The 21,451-nt window shown below is 68.7% G+C and carries 19 protein-coding genes; 10 read left to right on the top strand and 9 right to left on the bottom strand.

What is annotated here, in order from left to right; genetic code table 11:
• Window positions 1-113: 113 nt before the first annotated feature.
• Window positions 114-1,724: a phospholipid carrier-dependent glycosyltransferase gene (locus AB0H42_RS31385; RefSeq protein WP_357062642.1), complete on the bottom strand. Its 1,611-nt coding sequence runs from the start codon at window positions 1,722-1,724 to the stop codon at window positions 114-116.
• Window positions 1,725-2,242: 518 nt separating this feature from the next.
• Here AB0H42_RS31385 and rsmI point away from each other — a divergent pair.
• On the top strand, window positions 2,243-3,088 hold the full coding sequence (rsmI, locus tag AB0H42_RS31380; RefSeq protein WP_357062627.1) for a 16S rRNA (cytidine(1402)-2'-O)-methyltransferase: 846 nt from the start codon (window positions 2,243-2,245) through the stop codon (window positions 3,086-3,088).
• A gap of 12 nt (window positions 3,089-3,100) precedes the next feature.
• Here the strand turns inward: rsmI and metG are convergent, their stop codons facing one another.
• A complete protein-coding gene (metG, locus tag AB0H42_RS31375) occupies window positions 3,101-4,666 on the bottom strand; it encodes a methionine--tRNA ligase (protein ID WP_357062625.1) in 1,566 nt (521 codons plus the stop codon).
• A 280-nt stretch (window positions 4,667-4,946) separates the two neighbouring features.
• Between metG and AB0H42_RS31370 the strand changes: the two genes are divergently transcribed.
• From AB0H42_RS31370 to rsmA, 3 genes are all read left to right on the top strand, one after another.
• Window positions 4,947-5,783, top strand: a complete 837-nt coding sequence (locus tag AB0H42_RS31370) for a TatD family hydrolase (RefSeq protein ID WP_357062623.1) — start codon at window positions 4,947-4,949, stop codon at window positions 5,781-5,783.
• 145 nt (window positions 5,784-5,928) lie between these two features.
• Window positions 5,929-6,117, top strand: coding sequence for a hypothetical protein (locus AB0H42_RS31365; protein WP_357062621.1), 189 nt, complete (start codon window positions 5,929-5,931; stop codon window positions 6,115-6,117).
• 48 nt (window positions 6,118-6,165) lie between these two features.
• The gene (gene rsmA / locus AB0H42_RS31360; RefSeq protein ID WP_357062619.1) at window positions 6,166-7,047 is read left to right on the top strand and encodes a 16S rRNA (adenine(1518)-N(6)/adenine(1519)-N(6))-dimethyltransferase RsmA; all 882 of its coding nucleotides are present in this window, start codon (window positions 6,166-6,168) and stop codon (window positions 7,045-7,047) included.
• Between the two features lie 28 nt (window positions 7,048-7,075).
• Here the strand turns inward: rsmA and AB0H42_RS31355 are convergent, their stop codons facing one another.
• Window positions 7,076-7,285 carry a copper ion binding protein gene (locus AB0H42_RS31355; RefSeq protein ID WP_030522301.1) on the bottom strand — a complete coding sequence of 70 codons (210 nt, stop codon included), beginning with the start codon at window positions 7,283-7,285 and terminating at the stop codon, window positions 7,076-7,078.
• Between the two features lie 391 nt (window positions 7,286-7,676).
• Between AB0H42_RS31355 and AB0H42_RS31350 the strand changes: the two genes are divergently transcribed.
• On the top strand, window positions 7,677-8,645 hold the full coding sequence (locus tag AB0H42_RS31350; RefSeq protein WP_357062617.1) for a 4-(cytidine 5'-diphospho)-2-C-methyl-D-erythritol kinase: 969 nt from the start codon (window positions 7,677-7,679) through the stop codon (window positions 8,643-8,645).
• A 304-nt stretch (window positions 8,646-8,949) separates the two neighbouring features.
• Window positions 8,950-10,767, top strand: coding sequence for an ABC-F family ATP-binding cassette domain-containing protein (locus tag AB0H42_RS31345; RefSeq protein WP_357062615.1), 1,818 nt, complete (start codon window positions 8,950-8,952; stop codon window positions 10,765-10,767).
• An 11-nt stretch (window positions 10,768-10,778) separates the two neighbouring features.
• On the opposite strand, the gene AB0H42_RS31340 is transcribed toward AB0H42_RS31345, so the two are convergent.
• Entirely contained in the window at window positions 10,779-11,639 is an 861-nt protein-coding gene (locus AB0H42_RS31340; protein ID WP_357062613.1) for an Abi-alpha family protein, read from the bottom strand.
• Entirely contained in the window at window positions 11,630-12,952 is a 1,323-nt protein-coding gene (locus AB0H42_RS31335; protein ID WP_357062612.1) for a hypothetical protein, read from the bottom strand. Before AB0H42_RS31335 ends, AB0H42_RS31340 begins: the two co-directional genes overlap by 10 nt.
• 226 nt (window positions 12,953-13,178) lie before the next feature.
• Here AB0H42_RS31335 and AB0H42_RS31330 point away from each other — a divergent pair, with 226 nt between their 5' ends.
• Together AB0H42_RS31330 and AB0H42_RS31325 are read left to right on the top strand one after the other, a co-directional pair.
• Complete coding sequence (locus tag AB0H42_RS31330) at window positions 13,179-14,180, top strand: DUF4393 domain-containing protein (protein ID WP_357062610.1); 1,002 nt, start codon at window positions 13,179-13,181, stop codon at window positions 14,178-14,180.
• Window positions 14,181-14,561: 381 nt separating this feature from the next.
• Complete coding sequence (locus AB0H42_RS31325) at window positions 14,562-15,149, top strand: nuclear transport factor 2 family protein (RefSeq protein WP_357062640.1); 588 nt, start codon at window positions 14,562-14,564, stop codon at window positions 15,147-15,149.
• A gap of 6 nt (window positions 15,150-15,155) precedes the next feature.
• On the opposite strand, the gene AB0H42_RS31320 is transcribed toward AB0H42_RS31325, so the two are convergent.
• Complete coding sequence (locus AB0H42_RS31320; RefSeq protein ID WP_357062608.1) at window positions 15,156-16,799, bottom strand: peptide chain release factor 3; 1,644 nt, start codon at window positions 16,797-16,799, stop codon at window positions 15,156-15,158.
• A 289-nt stretch (window positions 16,800-17,088) separates the two neighbouring features.
• Between AB0H42_RS31320 and AB0H42_RS31315 the strand changes: the two genes are divergently transcribed.
• Window positions 17,089-17,679, top strand: a complete 591-nt coding sequence (locus tag AB0H42_RS31315; protein ID WP_357062607.1) for a 50S ribosomal protein L25/general stress protein Ctc — start codon at window positions 17,089-17,091, stop codon at window positions 17,677-17,679.
• An 18-nt stretch (window positions 17,680-17,697) separates the two neighbouring features.
• A complete protein-coding gene (gene pth / locus AB0H42_RS31310; protein ID WP_357062605.1) occupies window positions 17,698-18,273 on the top strand; it encodes an aminoacyl-tRNA hydrolase in 576 nt (191 codons plus the stop codon).
• Window positions 18,274-18,334: 61 nt separating this feature from the next.
• On the opposite strand, the gene egtD is transcribed toward pth, so the two are convergent.
• The 3 genes from egtD to egtB are packed head-to-tail and all read right to left on the bottom strand — an operon-like array spanning window position 18,335 to window position 21,449.
• Complete coding sequence (gene egtD / locus AB0H42_RS31305) at window positions 18,335-19,306, bottom strand: L-histidine N(alpha)-methyltransferase (RefSeq protein ID WP_357062603.1); 972 nt, start codon at window positions 19,304-19,306, stop codon at window positions 18,335-18,337.
• Window positions 19,303-20,139 carry an ergothioneine biosynthesis protein EgtC gene (egtC, locus tag AB0H42_RS31300; protein ID WP_357062601.1) on the bottom strand — a complete coding sequence of 279 codons (837 nt, stop codon included), beginning with the start codon at window positions 20,137-20,139 and terminating at the stop codon, window positions 19,303-19,305. Before egtC ends, egtD begins: the two co-directional genes overlap by 4 nt.
• Entirely contained in the window at window positions 20,139-21,449 is a 1,311-nt protein-coding gene (gene egtB, locus AB0H42_RS31295) for an ergothioneine biosynthesis protein EgtB (RefSeq protein WP_357062638.1), read from the bottom strand. Before egtB ends, egtC begins: the two co-directional genes overlap by 1 nt.
• Window positions 21,450-21,451: the final 2 nt, after the last annotated feature.

Below are 21,451 nucleotides of genomic sequence, written 5' to 3'. Positions count from 1 at the left end.
GCTCATGCGCTTTCGAGGCCGAAACGGCGAGACGGGCCTCAACCCTTCGAGGTGTCTCGTAAAACTCGACGCATGCGGGTTGCGTCGGCATTCGACGGTCCGGTCGGAGGGGGTTATCTCCAGCTGGGTAGCCACAGGTGGTCTTGCCAGTTACCTGTCGTTATCGGTAGGCCGGTGAGGATGGGCCAGAGCCAGATGAAGTTCGCTATCACGAGGGCCAGGTAGAGGCAGACCACCAAGAGGCCCAGGCTATGGCGTTCGCTGGGTTCGGCAGGTAGGAACAGGCCGTCGGGGCCCCGGGTTGCCGGGCGGCCGGCGGTGCCCAGGATGTCGCCCAGCACCAGTGCCACCGCCATCACCAGGAACGGGGCCAGGGTGACCGCGTAGAAGTAGTACATCTGGCGGTCGAGGGTCAGGAACCAGGGCAGCAGGGCGGCGCCGTAGGCGGTGAGCACGGCCGCGTACCGCCAGTCCCGGCGGACGATCCAGCGCCAGATACCCCACGCGAGGACGGGAAGCGACACCCACCACAGGGCGGGGGTGCCGACCAGCATGACGGCTTTCACGCATTCGGTCTGCCCGCAGCCGGTGACCCCGTCGTCGGCGTAGTAGTACAGCATCGGCCGCAACCCCATCGGCCAGGTCCAGGGTTTGGATTCCCACGGGTGATGGTTGCCGGCGGAGTTGGTGAGCTCGGAATGGAAGGTGAGGGTGCGGGAGTGGAAGTACCACAGCGACCGCATGGCGTCGGGTACCAGATGTGACCAGAATCCGCCGGTGCCGATCCCGTCCTCGGGCGCCGACGGATTACCCGCCATATAGCGGTAGACGGCGGTTTCGCTCCGGAACCAGGCGGCGTAGCTCGCCAGGTACACGCCCAGCGGGATCAGCACCAGGGCGTACAGCGCGGGGCCGAGATCGCGGACGGCGGTGCCGTACAGCGGTTTGCGCACACCGTAGGTGCGGCGGGCGAACAGATCGAACAGGATGCTCAGCACCCCGAACGCGGCGATGAAGTACAGCCCGGACCATTTGGTCCCGCAGGCGAGTCCCAGCAGGAGTCCGGCCCCGAACCGCCACCAGCGCACACCCAGGCGCGGACCCCACCGGGTCTCGCCGATCCGGCCCTCGGCGTCGGCGCGCGCGAGCCGGGCCCGTACCTGGTCACGGTCGACGATCAGGCATCCGAACGCGGCGGTGACGAACACCGTGATGAAGATGTCGAGCATCCCGATCCGGGACGAGACGAAGGTGGTTCCGTCCGCGATCAGCAGGACCCCGGCCAGGGCACCCAGCATCGTCGAGCGCGTCATCCGCCGCACGATCCGGATGACCAGCAGGACCAGCACCGTACCGGCCAGCGCGGCCGAGAACCGCCACCCCCAGCCGTTGTAGCCGAACAGCGCCTCGCCGATCGCGATCATCTGTTTCCCGACCGGCGGATGCACCACCAGCCCGTAACCGGGGTTGTCCTCGATACCGCCGGTGAGGAACTGCCAACCCTGCGGGGCGTAGTGCTTCTCGTCGAAGACCGGCGTTCCCGCGTCGGTCGGATAGTTGAGCATGGTGAAGCGGGTGATGGCCGCGATCACCGTCAGGAACAGGCTGACCACCCAGCCGCGCGCGGTATCGGTGGGACCGAAATCCGGCGCCGGCCGCAGCGGAGCCGGGCTCGACCAGGTGCGCTGCGGCCGCCAGGCCGCGCGGCGGCGCGGTTCGGTCAGCTGGGTCACGGGCTCGAGCTTAGGTGCTGTGTATTTCGGCGCCGCCTCCGGCGTCGCGGGGTCGAGGCCCCTGGGGGTCCCGCCACTAAGGCCTCGGGACTCGCGGCTGCGCGGCATGCACTTCCAGGCCTGAACGGCGGGACGGGCCTCGACTCTTTGTGGGCCTCGCTGAACTCGGCACCGATAAGGGCGCCGCTGTTCGTGAAGCCCGACCAGATGCCAGGCCGGCCGCGCGGTCGAGTCGGCATCCGTTCCGGACGTCGAATGCCGACATAACCGCAGGCGTCGAGTCTTGCGAGAAACCGCCAGGGGTTGAGGCCCGTCCCGCCCCTTGGCCGAAGGTGCTCAAAGGTCGCCCTCTATGGACGGCCCACCACACATCGCATGAGCGAAGCTCCCGAGGCCGAAACGGCGAGACCGAGGGGCCTCAACCCCGCGGCGGCGGAGGCGCCGCCGATAAACACCGCTAGGCTGCCGACATCGACAGGTTCGGACCGGCCGGGCCGGGTAGGAGCGGGGTGACCGAGGGCGGGTTGATTTTGGCGGCGACACCGCTGGGGGCGATCGGAGACGCGTCGCTGCGGCTGCGGGAGGCGCTCGGCAGCGCCGATATCGTGGCCGCGGAGGACACCCGGCGGACGCGGTCGCTGGCGGACGCGCTCGGGGTGGAGATCCGGGGGCGGGTGGTCAGTTTCTACGATCACGTCGAGGAGGCGCGGGTTCCGGCGCTGCTGACCGAGATCGCGGACGGCCGGACCGTTCTGCTGGTGACCGATGCCGGTATGCCGTCGGTGAGCGACCCCGGCTACCGGCTGGTGGCGGCCTGTGCCGAACGCGGCCTGCCGGTGACCTGTCTGCCCGGACCCTCGGCGGTGACGACGGCGCTGGCGTTGTCGGCGCTGCCGGTGGACCGGTTCTGTTTCGACGGTTTCGCACCCCGGAAGCCGGGCCGGCGCAAGGAGTGGCTGGGCACGCTGGTGGGGGAGAAACGGGCGTGTGTCTTCTTCGAGGCGCCGCACCGATTGGCGGATTGCCTGGCCGACGCGGTGGAGGTGCTGGGCGGCGACCGCCGGGCGGCGGTGTGCCGGGAACTCACCAAGACCTACGAGGAGGTCGTGCGCGGGACGCTGGCCGAACTCGCCGACTGGGCGGTGGACGGGGCGCGCGGTGAGATCACCGTGGTGCTCGCGGGCGCCGCGGCCACCGTGGTCGATCCCCAGAATCTGGTGGCGCAGGTGGAGGAGCGTGCCGCGGCGGGGTTGCGTCTCAAGGACGCGAGCGCGGAGATCGCCGAGGTCGCCGGGGTGTCCCGGCGGGAACTCTACGATGCCGTGCTGGCCGCCCGCCGCGCCGCGGTGGACTGATCCGGCGCCGGATCAGTCCTCGGTTTTCGGCTCCACATAGCGCGGGAACACCGGTGCGGGAGCCGGAAGCGCGACACCGGGTACCAGCGGGGTGGCGAGCGCGGCGAAATCGCGGTCCTGCTGGGCGAGCAGGTCCAGGATCCGCGCGGCCGAGCCGGGCAGGACCGGCTGGACCAGGATCGCCACGATCCGGACCACCTCGAGAGTGACGTAGAGAACCGTCGCCATCCGGGCGAGATCTTCCTCGGTACCCGATTTGCGCAGCGCCCACGGCGCCTGGGCGCTGAAGTACCGGTTGGTCTCGCCGAGGGTCAGCCAGATCTGCTCGAGCGCCAGATGCATCTGCTGGACGTCGAATTCGGCCCGGCAGCGTTCGAGTAGTCCGTTCGCGCGGTCGAGCAACGCCCGGTCCGCGGCGGTGAACTCGCCCGGGGTGGGGACGGCCGCGCCGCAGTTCTTGGCGACCATGGTCAGGCTGCGCTGCACCAGGTTGCCGAATTCGTTGGCGAGGTCGGCATTGATCCGGGAGACGATGGCCTCGTGGCTGTAGCTGCCGTCCTGACCGTAGGAGATCTCGCGCAGCAGGAAGAAGCGCACCGCGTCCAGACCGTAGGTGTCGACGAGATCCAGCGGGTCGACCACATTGCCGACCGACTTCGACATCTTCTCGCCCTTGTTGTACAGGAAGCCGTGCACGAAGACCCGGCGCGGTAGTTCGATCCCCGCCGACATCAGGAACGCCGGCCAGTACACCGTGTGGAAGCGGGTGATGTCCTTGCCGATGATGTGCACATCGGCGGGCCAGTATTTCCGGAACGCGGCCGACTCGGTGTCGGGGAAGCCGGCGCCGGTGAGGTAGTTGGTGAGCGCGTCCACCCAGACGTACATCACGTGGTCGGGGTGGCCGGGGACCGGTATGCCCCAGTCGAAGGTGGTGCGGGAGATCGACAGGTCCTTGAGACCGGCCTTCACGTAGCTCACGATCTCGTTGCGCCGGGTGGCCGGGGCGATGAACTCGGGATGCTCGTCGTAGAGGGCGAGCAGTTTGTCCTGATAGGCCGAGAGCCGGAAGAAGAAGTTGGACTCCTCGGTCCAGGTGACCGGGGTTTTCGTCTCGGTGGAGATACGGCTGCCATCGTCGAGCAGCGTGGTCTCCTCCTCGGTGTAGAACGCCTCGTCGCGCACCGAGTACCAGCCCGAGTAGTTGTCGAGGTAGATATCGCCGTTGTCCAGCATCCGCTGCCAGATGGCGGCGCTGGCGAGCTGGTGGTCGGCGTCGGTGGTGCGGATGAACCGGTCGTAGGAGACGTCGAGGGTCTTGTCCATCGACTCGAATACATCGGAGTTACGGGCGGCCAGTTCCTCCACCGGGATGTTCTCGGCGGCGGCGGTCTGCTGCATCTTCTGACCGTGCTCGTCGGTTCCGGTCATGAAGAACACGTCGTACCCGTCGAGCCGCTTGAACCGGGCGAGCGCGTCCGAGGAGATGTACTCGTAGGCGTGCCCGATATGCGGCGCACCGTTGGGGTACGCGATGGCTGTGGTGAGGTAGAAGGCGGGACGATCGACTGCGCTCATGGTGTGTCGATTCCATCATGCGGACCGCAGTGAAGCCGACTCGACTGCGTGTTCATGCCATCAGAGGGTACTTGCAGGGCTCCGCGGGCAAGGATCGATTCGGCGGTGACCGCCCTCGCGCGCGGCCGGAACCGCAGTGCGCGCTGCCCTGCGCGCGGCCGGACGGGGTCTCTAGTGTGGTGCCCGTGCCTCTTCTCGATCGTGTGCGTGAATCCCGCCCCGCCGGCGGGGCGGGCCCCGTCCGGCGTGTTCGCCCGCTTCGGCGACGGGTCGCGGACCGATGAGCGCGAAGCGTCCCGCGCCGCCGCTGCCGGAGCCGCTGACGCCGCTGGTCGACGCGCATACCCATCTGGACGCCTGCGGCGCAACCGACGCGGCATCGGTGGCGGAGATGGTGGACCGGGCGGCGGAGGTGGGTGTCGGCCGGGTGGTGACCGTCGCGGACGATCTGGATGCGGCTCGCTGGGCGGTCCGCGCCGCGAACTGGGACGACCGGGTGTACGCCGCGGTCGCGTTGCACCCGACCCGGGCGAACGCGCTCGACGACGCGGCGCGGACCGAGCTGGAGAAGCTGGCCGCCGATCCGCGGGTGGTGGCGGTCGGTGAGACCGGGCTGGATTACTACTGGCCGGGCAAGCTGGAGGGGTGCGCGGATGTCGAGACCCAGGTCGAGGGTTTCCGCTGGCATATCGATCTGGCGAAGCGCCTCGGCAAACCGCTGATGATCCACAACCGGGAAGCCGATCACGACCTGTTGACCGTGCTGCTCGACGAGGGCGCCCCGGAGACGGTGATCTTCCACTGTTTCTCCTCGGACGCGAATATGGCGGTGTCGTGTGTGGCCGAGGGCTATGTCCTGAGTTTCTCGGGGACGGCGAGTTTTAAGAACGCGCACGAATTGCGGGAGGCGGTGCGGGTGGTGCCCGACGAGCAGTTGCTGTTCGAGACCGACGCGCCGTATCTGACCCCGCATCCGTATCGGGGCGCGCCCAACGAGCCGTACTGCCTGCCGTACACCGTGCGCGCGGTGGCCGGGATCCGTGGCCAGGATCCGGGTGAACTGGCCGAGATCAGCACGGCGAACGCGCGCCGGATCTATCGATTCGGCCGCGGCTGAGCCCCGTTGATCTTGAGTGATCTGAATCACAAGTCGGCCTACTGGGATTTCGTCTACCTGGGGCGCGAGGGTCCGCCGTGGATGTGAAGAATCAGTGGGTCGGTTCGCGGCGGTTGTCGGGGGCCACCGGCTTCGTTATCGTCTCGTGACCGTGTCACCCTTTGCGAGGATCAACTCCTCACGCTCGCCCCTGCTGTATCTGGTCATCGCCGCTGTGCTGCTGACCTTGATCGCCGGCGCCGGTGCGGCCATCGCCACCCACGACTCCGGTGCCGAACGGGCGCATTCCGCTCCGGTGGGCGTGTCGTACTCGCCGGTCCTCGACGCGGCCTGAGCTTCCCGCCCGCGAAGGCGGCCGGACCGGGGTTGGTAGGTTCTCCCGGTGTCCGATGCCGAGATGATGGTGCGTGGTCAGGCCGAACTACTGGGCCCCGCGCAGGTGCGCGAACTGGCGGAGCGGCTGGGTGTGCGCCCGACCAAACAGCTCGGCCAGAACTTCGTGCACGACGCCAACACCGTCCGGCGCATCGTGACCGCGGCCGGTGTCGGGCGGGCGGACACCGTACTGGAGGTCGGACCCGGCCTCGGTTCCCTGACCTTGGCGCTACTGGATGTGGTGGATACCGTCCTCGCGGTGGAGATCGATCCGGTGCTGGCCGGGCAACTGCCCGCGACGGTGCGGGAGCGAGCGGCCACGCTGGCCGAGCGGCTGACGGTGATCCCGGGTGACGCACTGCGGATCGGGTCGGCGGCGCTGGCGGTGGCGCCGACCGCGCTGGTCGCGAATCTTCCCTACAACGTGGCCGTGCCGGTGCTGTTGCACCTGCTCGCCGAGTTCCCGAGTATCACCACCACGCTGGTGATGGTGCAGGCCGAGGTGGCCGACCGGCTCGCCGCGAAACCGGGCGGCCGGGTCTACGGGGTGCCCAGTGTGAAGGCGGGGTTCTACGGGACCGTGCGCAAAGCGGGCGCGGTGGGCCGTCAGGTGTTCTGGCCGGTGCCGCAGGTCGAATCGGGTCTGGTGCGTATCGATCGGTTCGCCGAATCGCCCTGGCCGGTCGACGAGGCGCACCGGCGCCGGGTCTTCGAGGTGGTCGATCTGGCGTTCGCGCAGCGCCGCAAAACGCTGCGTGCCGCGCTGGCGGGGTGGGCGGGTGGCCCCGCGGAAGCCGAGCGGCGGCTGCTCGCCGCCGGGATCGCGCCGACTGCCCGCGGGGAAACCCTGGACACCGCGGCGTTCGTCCGCCTCGCCGCGCAGTCCTGATCCGTTCGGATCGACCCCGGTCGCCCGATTACCTGGCGATCTCGTAACCGGCTTCGTCCACCGCCGCGGCGATATCGGCCTCGGCGATGGGAGCGCTGCCCTCGACGACGACCCGGCCGGACGCGAGGTCCACGTCGACGCCGGTGACACCGTCGATCTTGCCGATCTCGGTCTGTACCGACTGGACGCAGTGCCCGCAGGTCATACCGGTGACGGTGTAGGTGCTGGTTGTGGCCATGACATCTCCTTCGTGCTCGTTCCCGGTCGGGATATCCCGCCGTCGAATATACCCCCGGGGGGTAGTTGCGGCAACATGTGTTGTGCACCGGGCCCGTTCAATCCACCCGCCCCGAACGGGATCCTCGGTGCCGAGAACCGCTTTCGCGATGCCCCGGACCGGGATGGACATCAGACGAACTTTCGCCGATACCGGGGCCGTGCGCGGGAAGTCGTCGGCCGCCGCCCAGCCGCCGCGCCCATCAGACGTACTTTCGCCTTCGCTGCGGCCGTGCGCGGACTGTGGATGGCCGCCGCCCAGCCGCGCCCATCAGACGTACCTTCGCCTTGCTGCGGCCGTGCGCGGGCTATCGATGGGCTCCGCCCAACTGCGCCTATTAGGCTGGGTCACCGTGCTGTCCGTTGTGCCCAGTCCCGTCACCGTGCGGGCCCCTTCGAAGGTGAACCTCCATCTGGGAGTTGGTGACCTGCGCGCCGACGGCTACCACGAGCTCACCACCGTGTTCCAGGCCCTGTCGCTCGCCGACGACCTGGAGATCACTCCCGCCAACTCGCTCACCCTGCGGGTCACCGGCGAGGGCGCCGCCGAAGTGCCCACCGACCGGACGAATCTGGTGTGGAAGGCGGCGGTCCGGCTCGCCCAGGTGGCCGGACGCGCGCCCCTGGTGGAGATCGCCATCGACAAAGGCATCCCGGTCGCCGGCGGTATGGCCGGCGGCAGCGCCGACGCGGCCGCCGCGCTGGTCGGCCTGAACGAGCTGTGGGAACTGGGGATGAACCGGGACGAACTCGCCGCGGTGGGCGCCGAACTGGGCAGCGATGTGCCCTTCGCCCTGCACGGTGGTACCGCACTGGGCACCGGGCGCGGGGAACGCCTGCTTCCCGTGCTGTCCCGCAATGCCTTCCACTGGGTGCTGGCGCTGGCCAAGGGCGGGCTGTCCACCCCGGAAGTGTTCACCGAACTCGACCGGCTGCGGGTCCAGGGCGCACCGCCCCGGCTCGGCGAACCCCAGGAGATCATGCAGGCGCTGGCCTCCGGTGACGCACACCAGCTCGCGCCACTGCTCGGTAACGATCTGCAGGCCGCGGCGGTCTCGCTGCGCCCCGACCTGCGCCGCACACTGCGGGCGGGCGTGGAGGTCGGCGCCCTGGCCGGACTGGTCTCCGGCTCCGGCCCGACCTGCGCGTTCCTGTGTGAATCGGCGGAATCGGCGGTGGCGGTCGCCGCGGAACTGTCCGGCGCGGGAGTGGCCCGCAGCGTGCGCACCGCCACCGGCCCGGTACCCGGCGCACGGGTGATCGGTCACGACGAACCGCACCCGCCGGCACCCGAACCCGGACCGGGCCCGCGCCGCGCCTGATCGCCGGGCCCCGGACCGCTGCCGGGCACCCTCGGGGCGGCTCGACAGGCGTACCTCCGCATTCGCTCCGGCCGTGCGCGGGCTGTGGGTGGGCTGCGCCCAGCGGTGCCTATCAGGCGTACCTCCGCATTCGCTCCGGCCGTGCGCGGGCTGTGGGTGGGCTGCGCCCAGCGGTGCCTATCAGGCGTACCTCCGCATTCGCTGCGGCCGTGCGCGGGCTGCGGGTGGGCTGCGCCCAGCGGTGCCTATTAGGCTGATCGGGGCCCCGTAGAGGCGTGGCCGGCAGCCGGAGGCGGAAGGATCCATGTCCAACCTGATCAACCTCGAACAGGTCAGCAAGAGTTTCGGGATCACACCGCTGCTCGACGGAGTATCGCTCGGTGTGCACGCCGGTGACCGGATCGGGGTGGTGGGCCTCAACGGCGGCGGGAAGACCACGCTGCTGGAGGTGCTGACCGGTATCGAGGAGCCCGACAGCGGCCGGGTGAGCCGGCTCGGCGGGCTGCGCCTGGCGGTGGTCACGCAGCGGGGTGTCCTGCCCGAGGGCGCCACCATCGGTGAGGTGGTGCTGGCCGGACTGGCCGACGACGCGCCCACCGGCGATATCGCCGAACACGAATGGGCCGCGGATCCCCGCATCCGGTCGGTGCTGGACGGTATCGGTATCGCGGATCTCGGCCTGGATACGTCGGTCACCAACCTGTCCGGTGGCGAACGCCGCCGGGTCGCGCTGGCGGCCGCGCTGGTGCGGGAACTGGATCTGCTGGTCCTCGATGAACCGACCAACCATCTCGACGTGGAAGGGGTGGAATGGCTGGCCGGGCACCTGCTGGCCCGGCGTAGCGCGCTCGTCGTCGTCACCCACGACCGCTGGTTCCTGGACACGGTCGCCACCCGCACCTGGGAGGTGGTGGGTGGCCGGGTGGAAACCTACGAGGGCGGCTACGGCGACTGGATCTTCGCGCGGGCCGAACGCGCCCGCCAGGCCGACGCGACCGAGGCCCGCCGCCGTAACCTCGCACGCAAGGAACTGGCCTGGTTGCGGCGTGGGCCGCAGGCCCGTACCTCGAAACCGCGTTATCGGGTGGAGGCCGCCGAGGCGTTGATCGCCGATGTGCCGCCGCCGCGCGATTCGGTCTCGCTCGCCGCGTTCGCCAAGAAGCGCCTGGGCCGGGTGGTGGTCGAACTCGAGGACGCCACCCTCGCCACCCCGGACGGCCGGGAACTGGTACGCGATCTCACCTGGCAGCTCGCCCCCGGCGAACGGGTCGGTCTGGTTGGGGTGAACGGGTCGGGCAAGACCACACTGTTGCGCACGCTCGCCGGTGACATCGACCCGGTGTCCGGGAAACGGATCCAGGGCCAGACCGTCCGGATCGGCTGGTTGCGCCAGGAACTCGACGATCTGCCCACCGATATGCGGGTGCTCGAGGCGGTGCAGGAGATCGCCATGCGCATCACGCTCGGGGAAGGCGGTAAAGCGCTGGAGCTCTCGGCCGGGCAACTCGCCGAACGGCTCGGTTTCACCCCGGCCCGCCAGCGCACCCCGGTGCGCGACCTGTCCGGTGGCGAGCGGCGCCGTCTGCAACTCACGCGCATTCTGATGTCCGAACCCAATGTGCTGTTGCTGGACGAACCGACCAACGACCTCGATATCGACACCCTGCAGCAGCTCGAGGATCTACTGGACAACTGGGCGGGAACCCTGGTGGTGATCAGCCACGACCGCTACCTGGTCGAGCGGATCTGTGACAGCACCTGGGCGCTGTTCGGCGACGGCGCGCTCACCAACCTGCCCGGTGGGATCACGCAGTACCTGCGCCGCCGCGCCGAACTCGCGGCGGGCGGTTCCGGTTCCACCCGGGCGACGGCGCAGTCCGCTCCGCAGCCGGTGGCGGCGCAGACCGATTCCGCGGCCTACCGTGCGGCCCGTAAGGAACTGACCCGGCTGGAACGGGCCATCGACAAACTGGGCGAGCGGGAGAAGACCCTGCACGCGGCGCTGGCCGAGGCCGCCACCGAACCCGGCAAACTGGTAACACTGGGCGCCGAACTCAAGGACGTCCAGGCCCAGAAGGAAACGGCCGAAGAGCGCTGGATGGAACTCGCCGACCAGGCGTGAGCGGCCCGGGTTCAGTGGTTCCCGGCCGCCGGGCCGCTCTCCCCGGTGATCGGGAGGCTCGCCTGGACGAACTCGCCGCCGAATGAAGTGAGCGCGATGCCACGGTGCTGGAGTTTGCCGCGGCCACCGGCCTGTTTCAGCAGTTCGATCGCGGGAGCCTGGGCCTCCAGCAGTTGGTAGCGCTCGGGTGTGCCCACCGGTTCGGGCAGCAACTCGATGAGCCCGATCCGGCGCAGATTGGCCAGGTAACGCTGGACCCGGTCGGGATGGCGCAGCCCGGCGTGCTCGCCGATCATGCTGACCCCGATCTCGGCCGTACCCGACGCCTGTTCCGCCTTGCGGGTAACGCGCCGGGTACGGCGGCCGCCGCGGACGGTCACGGCCGGTTGTGGCCCGTCGAGACGTAGCAGGCGCAGGATGCGGGCCTCGTCGGAGGTGAGTTCGGCCAGAATGCGGGCAAAGGCCGGATGGCCCTCGTCTGCGGCCCGGGGGCTGGCGGCCAGGCGCAACAGCGCGGCTCCCTGTTCGCGCAGTGACCGTTCCGTCGGGTTGTCGAGAGCCGACGGTTCCGCCGCCGCGACACCCAGCGCCCGGCGTAGCGCCTCCTGGGCCTGCGCGACCGCCTCGGTGCGGATCTCGGCCGGGGGAAGCCCGGCCATACTGCCCCGCACCACCGTCTCGGTGATATCGAGAGCGGTGTGTACACCCCACCGGGTGGTGCCCGATACCGCCGCGGCCGCGACCCGCGCGACCCCGCTCACCGCCCGGACGGTCGCGGCCGGGCCGCCGGACCGCCCGCTCTCGCCGGCCCGACCGCTACCGTCGCGCCGCTCGGGCTCACCGCTGTCCCGCGTTTCCCGTTTCACAGCCATGTCGTCGCCACCCCCGTTCCGAAGACCAGGATATGCGCGTATCCGGCGAACAGTCCCAGCACGCCGCCGTGCACGAACAGCAACCACTCGTCCTGTTTGATCGCCGCCCGCAGCATATCGACGAAATCGTTGGGCGACAGTTCGGACATCTGCTTGGAGATATAGGCGCCGATCTGTTTGCCCTGGCGCACGTTGAAGTCCTCGTCGGCGAAGGCGAGCGGCGCGATGGCCATCGCCTCGGTGGTCAGGGTCTCGGTCAGCGTGCGGTAGTCACGGCTGCCGAGTACCAGTTTCACCGCCCCGCGGGCCGGTCCCAGCGCCCGGTCGGCGGCGGGTCGCAGGGTGTCCTCCAGCATCTGCAGGGTGCGGTCGGATTTGGGGCCGTTCAGCAGTTCGTCGCCGATATTGGCCACCGTCATCACCTGGGTCGAGACCAGTTCCGCGTATCCGGTCGTGATCTCGTTCTGGCGTTTGATCAGCAGGCCCTGCCGCCATGGGCACCACCATTTCGGCTCGGCGGGCGCGAAGATCATGTTCAGGCCGACCCAGTTGACGACCCAGCCGATGATCACCCCGCCGATCGGCAGCACCGCCAGCGTGGGCCAGCCGGTGAGATGCAGTATCGCGACCAGCACCACGCCCATCGGGGCACCGAAGTAGAGGCCGAAATTCTGCATGAACCGCAATTCCTTGGCGCCGAGCACCTGGAACAACTGATTGAGCAGTTGCGGCCGCGCCTGGAAATAACGAATGACCATCTGTTTGACATCGAGCAGCTGATCGATGTTCGCGCCGAGTTCGGTGGTGAGTTCGCGCAGAATATCCGGCAGTTGCTGGCGCACTCTTTCGTGCACCATCTCCCGTACCTGGGTGGGCAGGTTGTACCAGAGCTGTGGATGTTCGCGGCGCAGGATCGTCTCGACGATATCGCGGATCTGGGTCTCGGCCGTCCCCGCCAGATGCTCGGCGAGGACGTCGGGTTCCAGTTCCCGGTAGAAGTCGGTGACACTGCCCAGTTTCGAAAGACCTTTGTCCACCGCGATACTGGCCATCTTGTCGGCCCGCGAGGGAACGATGCCCTGCCAGCCGAGGCGGCCGTCATGGCTGAGCAGCGGCAGGATCTGTATCCGTTTGGGCAGGTACGGGTACAGATACCGCAGGCCGGGTAGCCGGACACCGTGAAACGCGATCGGCCGGAAGAGCATCAGCACACCGGTCCAGTTGGTGACGTAGCCGATGACTCCGGTGAACAGAGGGATGGTCAGCAATTCCAGGAGGATCGTCGGGTGCACCCCGAATACACTCTCCAACACGACACACCCTCCTGCTCCGGTGATCGCCGCCTCACCGGGACCCTCAAATTAGCACCACTGCCGAACGACGACCGCGCCGCGGCGGACGTCCCGGCGGCAGCGCGTTCGGGCCCGGCACATCAGTGTCCCAGACGAGAGCCGGATTCATGGTCCGGCGGCGAGTGAGCGCGGCGAATGGGCAATAATCGGTGAGCGGATTCGTTCATCTGGCGATATCGGAGTAGACGTGGCAGACGACAGGCCCGGACAGGAGATCCCCCGGACCGGTTCCCGTGCCGTGCAGCGCAGCGGGTCCCCGGGGGCCGTGCGGGCGCCGGGAATCGCACGCGGTGCGTCGCCGAACGGCGCGCGCCCGTCCGCCCCGGATATCGAACGCCGGCCCCCGTCGAGTGTGGAACGCAGCGCCGATGCCGAACAGCGTCAGATCAGCAACGAGGCCCGTCTCATCCGCGGTGTGTTCCGGGCGGCCGGTCTGGCGGCGGGCAGTGTGGTGCGCGGCGGCCAGTGGGCGGTCAACACCTCCTACGAGGTGACCCGGGAGATCACCCAGGCCGCCCTGGACGGGGAATCCTCGGCCGAGATCGCCGAGCGGACCGGTAACGCGCTGCGCTCCATCGCGCGCAGTGCCCTCGGCGTCACCGAGGGGTCGGTGCGCGAGATCGTCAGCTACGTCCCCACCGGGCAGACTCCGCCCCAGCAGACCGTGGCGGTCGGTTCCTATCTGCGCTCGGCCAGCGTCGCCGAACTGCGCCGCCGCGGGGACGCCCTGCTGGCCCGGTCGGCGGATGTGTACTTCACCGAAGAGGTGCATCCGGCCTATGACCGGATCCTGGACGAACTGGCGCCCGACGAGGCCCGCATCCTGCGCTACATGGCCCTCAACGGGCCGCAGCCGACGGTCGATGTGCGAACCAACCGTCCGCTGGGTATCGGATCGGAGTTGATCGCCGGGGGGCTGACCTCGGTACCGGAGCAGGCCGGGGTGCGGTACATGGACCGCGCACGCTCGTACCTGATCAACCTGAGCCGGTTGGGCCTGACCCATAATTCCGACGATCCGGTGGTGCTGAGTCGCTATATGGTGCTGGAGGTCCAGCCGATCGTGGAGGCCGCACTGAAAAAAGCGGGACGCGCACCGAAAATCGTCCGCAAAAGCTTGCGTCTCACCGAGTTCGGAGAGGATTTCTGCCGGACCTGCTTCACCATCGGCAACGGCGAACGGCCCTGATATCGGCCCGTGGAAACAGATCCCCGGCGGATCTACCTGGTCCTTTTCGTAATCGTTGATCTGTGCCCGCGGTCCGTGATATCGCCGACGCAGGATAGCAATCCGATGCAGATCTGAATTACCTCCCAAATTGTCCATTTCAGGTGGGATGGTGGAGAGATGGACCAGGGCGAAGAGCGCAACGATCCCGGGCCGCGCCCGGGTGGTTTTCCGCGGCGGCCGGGCCAGAGCAGCGACACCATGGCCTTCTCCGGCGCCGCGCTGGCGGCCGCGTTGGGGGCCGGAATCGATGTCTCGCTGCCCCCGCGGCTCGAGCCCGAGGGCGATGTGCCGCTGACGATGGGGCCGATGCGGCCCGATGAAGGACCTGGGGTGACCGCTGTGGCGACCGACGATCTGCTGGCGATACACCGCCTGAAATACCGGTACCTGCGCACCCTGGATACCAAACTCTGGGACGATCTCGCGGATACGCTGATACCGGAGGCCACGGCCACCTACAGCGAATACCTGCAGTTCGAATCCCGGGAAGCATTTCTCACATTTCTGCGCAATACGCTCGGGCCGCACGTCATCACCGAACATCATTGCGATCACCCCGAGATCGATATCGACGGGGACCGGGCGACCGGAGTCTGGTATCTGTCCGATACCGCGCTGATTCCGGAGAACAATATGCTGATGCGCGGTTCCGCCTTCTACAACGATGAATACGTCCGTTGTGACGACGGCCGCTGGCGCATCGCGCACACCGGATACGAACGCACCTACGAGGTGGTGCTCTCCCTCGGCGATCTGCCCAGCCTGCGGCTGACCGCCAATCGCTGGGGTCTGATCCAGCAGGCCACCGGGGTCGAAGCGGTCGAGCGTGTCCCGCGCGACTACCCGGAGGCGGGGGCGCGGACGGGTAACGGCGAGGTCGACACCGACCGCGAGTACCCCGGCCCGGAGAGCCGGGCGGCCGGTTGAGCCCGGTCAGTCGGCGGCGGCGACCAGCGGTTCCAGCGTGAGGTCGGACATCTCCTTCTGGATGTACTGCAACCGCCATTTATCGCTGAACACGGCCAGGATCGCGCCGTCGCTGCGGGTGAACACCTCCACCCCGCGCTGACGGTCGAGTTCGGGCGCTGATTCGGCGTCGGTACGCCGGGCGATCGTATAGGCGAGGTGGTCGAGCTGGGTCTCGACACCGAACTCACCCTGCATCCGCGCCGTCACCACTTCGAATTGCATGGGGCCGACCGCCGCGAGGACCGGGGAGGCGTCACCGCGCGAATCGTTGCGCAGGACCTGCACCACTCCTTCGGAATCGAGCTGGTCGATGGCCTTGCGGAACTGCTTGTACTTGCCCGCGCTCCGCGCCCGCAGGGCGGCGAAATGTTCCGGCGCGAACGACGGGATGGGCGGGAACTCGACCTTCTTGTCCACGAACAGCGTGTGACCGGGGGCCAGCGCGGTCGCGTTCACCAGGCCCACCACGTCACCGGGGTAGGCGGTATCCACGGTGGCGCGTTCCCGGCCGAACACGGTGAGCGCGTATTTGGTCGCGAACGGACGACCGGTCTGGGCGTGGGTGACGACCATGCCGCGTTCGAACTCCCCGGACACGATCCGCATGAACGCCAGCCGGTCGCGGTGGGCGGTATCCATCCCGGCCTGCACCTTGAACACCACCGCGCTGAACGGATCCGCGGGCCGTCGCGAGGTGCCGTCCACCGCGGCCCGGGAGCCGGGGGCGGGCGCGAGCGTCACCAGTGTTTCCAGCAGCTGCCGGACCCCGAAGTTGAGCATGGCCGAGGCGTAGATCACCGGGGAGGTCTGCCCGGCGAGGAAGAGTTCCTGGTCGTGGTCCTGGCCGGTGGCCGAAAGCAGTTCGCTCTCCTCCGCGGCGGTACTCCACGGCTCACCCTCCCGGGCCTCGGCGGCCTCAGGGGCCAGCGACTCCTCGGGCGCGATCGTGGCACCGCCGGCGGTACGGGTGAAGTGGATGTATTCGGCGGGGGCGCCCTCGGGCCCGCGCCGCAGCAGACCGCGGAAATCGCCCGCGATACCGACCGGGAGGAACAGCGGGGTCGGCGTGAGGCCGATCCGCTCATCGATCTCGTCGAGCAGTTCCAGCGGGGCGCGGCCCGGCCGGTCCCATTTGTTGATGACGGTGATCACCGGGATACCGCGGTGCCGGCACACCTGGAACAGTTTCAACGTCTGCGGTTCCAGGCCCTTGGCGGCGTCGATCAGCATCACCGCGGCATCGACCGCGGTCAGCACGCGGTAGGTGTCCTCGGAGAAATCGGAGTGACCGGGGGTGTCGACGAGGTTGATCACATTGTCGATCTCGGAACCGGCGGCTCGATAGTTGAACTGCAGCGCGGTGGAGCTCACCGAGATACCGCGCGCCTTCTCCATCTCCATCCAGTCCGATACCGTCGATTTACGTCCGGCCTTGCCGTGGATGGCGCCCGCCTCGGCGATCTTGCGCGCGTGCAGCGCGAGAGCTTCGGTGAGCGTCGATTTACCCGCGTCGGGGTGGGAGATCACGGCGAAAGTGCGGCGCCGCGACACCTCGGCGGCCAATCCGCGCGCCGCGGGTGCGACGGAGCCCTCGGTGGAGGCGGTCAACGAAAACAACCTTTCGGACGATCGGGACAACCTGTCCAGGCTACGTGACGGTGCTGACCAGGCGTCGACGTGCCGCCCCACTACCCGATTCAGGAGTTATGCGGCGGCTGAGTTACAGTATTCGGGTTGTCTCGGCGAGGGTCCGCATTTCTGCGGCACCGTGATCGACGCGGCGCGGCTTCCGGCCGCCTCCGATCGGTCTTCGCCTGACGAGCAGACCAACCGACCAGGGGCGCGATTACCCTGGCACCGCCCACCAGCCCGGTAGAGCCGTAGGAGTTATCCAGTCATGTCCGACGTCAACCTTCTCGAAGCGCAGATCCGCACCGAGTTCGGCAAGGGCGCCGCGCGCCGCACCCGCCGGGCGGGCAACGTGCCGGCCGTGCTGTACGGGCACCAGTCGGACCCCCAGCATCTGTCGCTGGACGCGCTGTCGTTCGCGGCCATCCTGCGTCAGCACGGCACCAACGCGGTGCTGAATCTGAACATCGAGGGCAAGAAGCAGCTCGCGCTGACCAAGTCGGTCGTGGTGCACCCCATCCACCGCTACATCGAGCACGCCGACCTGCTGATCGTGCAGCGGGGCGAAGCGGTCACCGCCGATGTCCCGGTCACCCTCACCGGTGAGGCCGGCCCCGGCACCCTGGTCACCCAGGAGGCCACCACCATCTCGGTATCGGCCGATGCCTTCAACATTCCCGAGTCGATCGAGGTCTCCATCGCCGGCGCCGAGGTCGGCACCCAGATCACCGCGGGCGCCATCGAGCTGCCCAAGGGCGTCGGCCTGGCCGGTGACCCCGAGGCCCTCATCGTGAACATCGTCGAGCCCCGCACCGCCGAGCCCGAGACCGAGGCCGCCGAGGGCGAGAGCGCCGAATAAAGAACCGGCCCCCTCTCGATGGCCGATACCGCGCCGGCGCTCGTCGTCGGCCTGGGTAATCCGGGTCCCGCCTATGAGCGCACCCGGCACAATGTGGGCTTCCTGGTCGCCGACTCGCTCGCGCAGCGGGTCGGCGGCCGGTTCACCGCCCACAAGAAATCGGGTGCCGATCTGCTGCAGGCCCGTTTGGACGGGCGGCAGGTGCTGATCGCGAAACCGCGGTCGTACATGAACCTGTCCGGCCGGTCGGTGGCGGCGCTGGCCCGGTTCTTCTCGGTCCCGCCCACCGAGGTCGTGGTGATCCACGACGAGCTGGATATCCCGTTCGGTGAGATCCGGCTCAAACGTGGCGGTGGTGAGGGCGGGCACAACGGCCTGCGGTCGGTGTCGGGGGCCCTCACCAGCAAAGATTATCTGCGGACCCGTATCGGTATCGGGCGACCGCCCGGTCGGCAGGACCCGGCCGATTACGTGCTGAAGCCCTTTTCGTCGGTCGAGCGCAAAGAACTCCCGATCGTGGTGGAGCAGGCCGCCGACGCCGTGGAACTGCTGCTGCGGGTCGGGCTGGAAGCCGCGCAGAACCAACTGCACTGAGTTTCCGGCGCCCACCTGCCCTGACCGCGAATATCGACCATTCGATCCTGTGGTCCCGGCCTCAGATCCGGGCCGCGAGAACGAGGGTGAATCTGTTGTCCGGATCGGTCCATGCGTGTTCGGTGGCGAATCCGGCGCGGCGCAGTTCGCCGTCGAGCGCGGGCAGCCGGAACTTCGCGGAGATCTCGGTACGTATCTGCTCGCCCCGGGTGAAACGTGCGGTGAAACCGAGATCGGCGACCGTGACCTCCATCTCCCGGGTGGCTTCCAGCCGCATTTCGATCCATTCGTTGCCGGCGTCCCAGTGCGCGATATGACGGAAGGCCGCCGGGTCGAAATCGGCGTGCAGCCGGGAATTGAGGACCCGGAGTACATTGCGGTTGAAATCCGCCGTGATGCCGGCGGCATCGTCGTAGGCGGGAACCATGATTTCCGGATCCACCACCAGGCCCGCGCCCAGCAGCAGTTGTTCGCCCGGCTCGAGGACATCGTGGATGCCGGTGAGGAATTCGGCGCGTTCCTCGGGAACCATATTGCCGATGGTCCCGCCGAGGAATGCGATCATCCGGCGTCCGCCGCGCGGCAGCGTCCCCAGGGTGTCGGTGAAATCACTGACCACCCCGTGGACCGCCAGGCCGGGGAACTCCGCGGCCACCTCGTCCGTGGAAGCCCGGAGGGCGGTGGCCGAGACATCCTGTGGGACATATGTTTTCAGTGGCCCCTCCGAGGTGAGGGCGTTCAACAGGATGCGGGTCTTGGCCGCCGACCCCGACCCCAGTTCGACCAGGACCTCCGCCTGCGCGGTACGGGCGATCGCCGGAGCGACCGATTCCAGCAGGGTGCGTTCGGTGCGGGTGGGGTAGTACTCGGGCAGCGCGGTGATCTGTTCGAACAGTTCGCTGCCGCGGGCATCGTAGAACCATTTCGGCGGCAGCCATTTCGGGCTCGCGGTGAGGCCGCGCCGCGCGTCGGCGCGCAGCGCCTCGGTCAGGTCGGCGTCGGTGAGATGGACTTCCACGATCGGCTGGGTCATAGGGGCAGGCTTTCGGTCGCGGGGGATCGGCCGAGGTCGAGGGTTTCGACACTCAGCTCGCCGGGTTCGGCACAGACGAGACTCCGATCCGGCAGTTGCTGCCACCGGGCGTCGTCGTCGTAGGGTTCGGAGGACAGCACGGCGAATTCGTCGCCGATCAGCGCGTACAGCGAGTGGTAACAGGTGGTGGCCCACAGCGCGGTGCCGTTGCCGAGCAACAGGTTCACCCGGGCGTCGGGCGCGTGGTGCAGTACCCCGGTGACCAGCAGGCGCAGTGCCGTGGCGGGAGTTTCGGCCAGGCCGGCCGGGGGTTCGGGGTCGAGCAACCGGCGCAGTAGTACCCAGAGCGCGGCGGAATCGGTCAGCGCCTCGGCTTCGAGGAGATGACTGGTCTCGTAGCGGCGGGTCATCCCGGCACGGGTCGCCGCCGTATCGAGATCGGACAGAACCGCGGTGAGCACCGAACGCCACCCCGGCACCACCCCGTTGTGGCTGAACGCCCAGTTCTCCCAGAGAAACGGCGCGCACGCCGCGCGCTCCACCGGCATACCGACCGTGGCCGAGCGGACCGATCCGAGAACAGCGTGCGAGGTCAGTTGCGGCAGCACCTCGTCCACCGCGGGATCGGTCCATATGGGATCGGCATTGCGGTAGCGGGTCACCGAAGCCGCGTCCGGACCCCACCAGGCGACGCCGAAGCCGTCGGCGTTGATCGAGCCGCCGCCGCGCATCTCACGGGGCGCCCAGGCCTGGGTGCGCAGCGAATGCGGGCCGCGGGTGAGCACTTCGCCCACCGGCACCGGTGCGCCCACATAGCCGATGTGCCGGCACATCAGGCCTCTTCCGGGCCCACGGTGCGGGCCAGCCGGAAACCGGAGAAGATCTGCCGGCGGATCGGATGATCCCAGTTGCGGAAGGTGCCGCGGCAGGCCACCGGGTCGGTACCGAAGGAACCGCCGCGCAGCACCCGGTAGTCGCCGCCGTAGAACACTTCCGAATACTCCCGGTACGGGAAGGCGTGGAAGCCGGGGTAGGGCTGGAAGCCGGAGGAGGTCCACTCCCAGACATCGCCGATCAGCTGGTGTACCCCGGCGGGTGAGGCGCCCGCGGGATAGGCGCCGATATCGGCCGGCTCCAGATGCCGCTGGCCGAGATTGGCGTAGGTGGAACCCGGTTCCACATCACCCCACGGGTAGGTGCGGGTGCGTCCGGTGTCCGGGTCGTAGCGGGCCGCTTTCTCCCATTCCGCCTCGGTGGGCAGCCGTTTACCGGCCCAGTTCGCATAGGCCTCGGCCTCGAACCAGCACACGTGCACCACCGGCTGCTCCGGGCGCAGCGGCCGCAGCGCCCCGAACACCCGCCGCCACCACCGGCCGTCGGTATCGCGTTCCCAGAACTGCGGTGCCGTGAGCTCGGCCTCGTGCCGATGCGTCCAGCCGCGCTCGGACCACAGCTCCCGCCGCTCGTAGCCGCCGTCGGCGACGAACGCGAGATATTGCGCATTGCTGACGGGTGCCGCGTCGATCGCGAACGCGGGGACGTGCACGGGATGCGCGGGCCGTTCGTTGTCCAGTGCCCAGGGGTCGGTCGAGGTGCCCATCACGAACTCACCGGCCGGGATCACCACCTCACCGCGCACCGCCGTGCGGGCGGTGGGCGGGGCGGGCGCGGCCAGGGCGGGTGCGCCGGTGCGCAGCTGGTGCGTGGCGAGCATGGTCTCGTCGTGCTGCTGTTCGTGCTGGGCGATCATCCCGAACGCGAAACCGCCCGTGACCAGCCGGTTGCCCTGGAGCGGGCTGCGGTCCAGCACATCCCACACCTTGTCGCGTACCGTGCCGACATAGCGGCGGGCCTCGTCGGGGCCCAGCAGCGGTAGCCGCGGCCGGTTCGGGCGCGCGTGCTTGAACGCGTCGTACAGTTCGTCGATATCGGGCCGCACCGGGTCCCGGCCGCCGACATCACGGACCAGCCACAACTCTTCCTGGCTGCCGATATGGGCCAGATCCCAGACCAGTGGGCTCATCAGCGGCGAATGCTGGGCGCGCAATTCGGCTTCGTCCACGCAGTCGGTGAGGGCGGCGGTCCGTCGCCTGGCCCGGATGAGGGTCGCCGCGATGTGCTCGCGCAGGCGCTCGGTCTCCATAG

It is taken from the genome of Nocardia sp. NPDC050799 (assembly GCF_040654015.1).
Classification (GTDB): Bacteria; Actinomycetota; Actinomycetes; order Mycobacteriales; family Mycobacteriaceae; genus Nocardia.
Note: the sequence above shows the minus strand (reverse complement) of the source record. Positions and strands in the feature narration are given on the sequence as shown.

Bases quoted from the DNA above. Each gene is read 5' to 3' on its own strand.
- metG (WP_357062625.1), bottom strand. From the start codon at position 4,666: ATGAGCGCAGTCGATCGTCCCGCCTTCTACCTCACCACAGCCATCGCG.
- AB0H42_RS31370 (WP_357062623.1), top strand. From the start codon at position 4,947: ATGAGCGCGAAGCGTCCCGCGCCGCCGCTGCCGGAGCCGCTGACGCCG.
- AB0H42_RS31355 (WP_030522301.1), bottom strand. From the start codon at position 7,285: ATGGCCACAACCAGCACCTACACCGTCACCGGTATGACCTGCGGGCAC.
- AB0H42_RS31345 (WP_357062615.1), top strand. From the start codon at position 8,950: ATGTCCAACCTGATCAACCTCGAACAGGTCAGCAAGAGTTTCGGGATC.
- AB0H42_RS31340 (WP_357062613.1), bottom strand. From the start codon at position 11,639: ATGGCTGTGAAACGGGAAACGCGGGACAGCGGTGAGCCCGAGCGGCGC.
- AB0H42_RS31315 (WP_357062607.1), top strand. From the start codon at position 17,089: ATGTCCGACGTCAACCTTCTCGAAGCGCAGATCCGCACCGAGTTCGGC.
- pth (WP_357062605.1), top strand. From the start codon at position 17,698: ATGGCCGATACCGCGCCGGCGCTCGTCGTCGGCCTGGGTAATCCGGGT.
- egtD (WP_357062603.1), bottom strand. From the start codon at position 19,306: ATGACCCAGCCGATCGTGGAAGTCCATCTCACCGACGCCGACCTGACC.
- egtC (WP_357062601.1), bottom strand. From the start codon at position 20,139: ATGTGCCGGCACATCGGCTATGTGGGCGCACCGGTGCCGGTGGGCGAA.
- egtB (WP_357062638.1), bottom strand. From the start codon at position 21,449: ATGGAGACCGAGCGCCTGCGCGAGCACATCGCGGCGACCCTCATCCGG.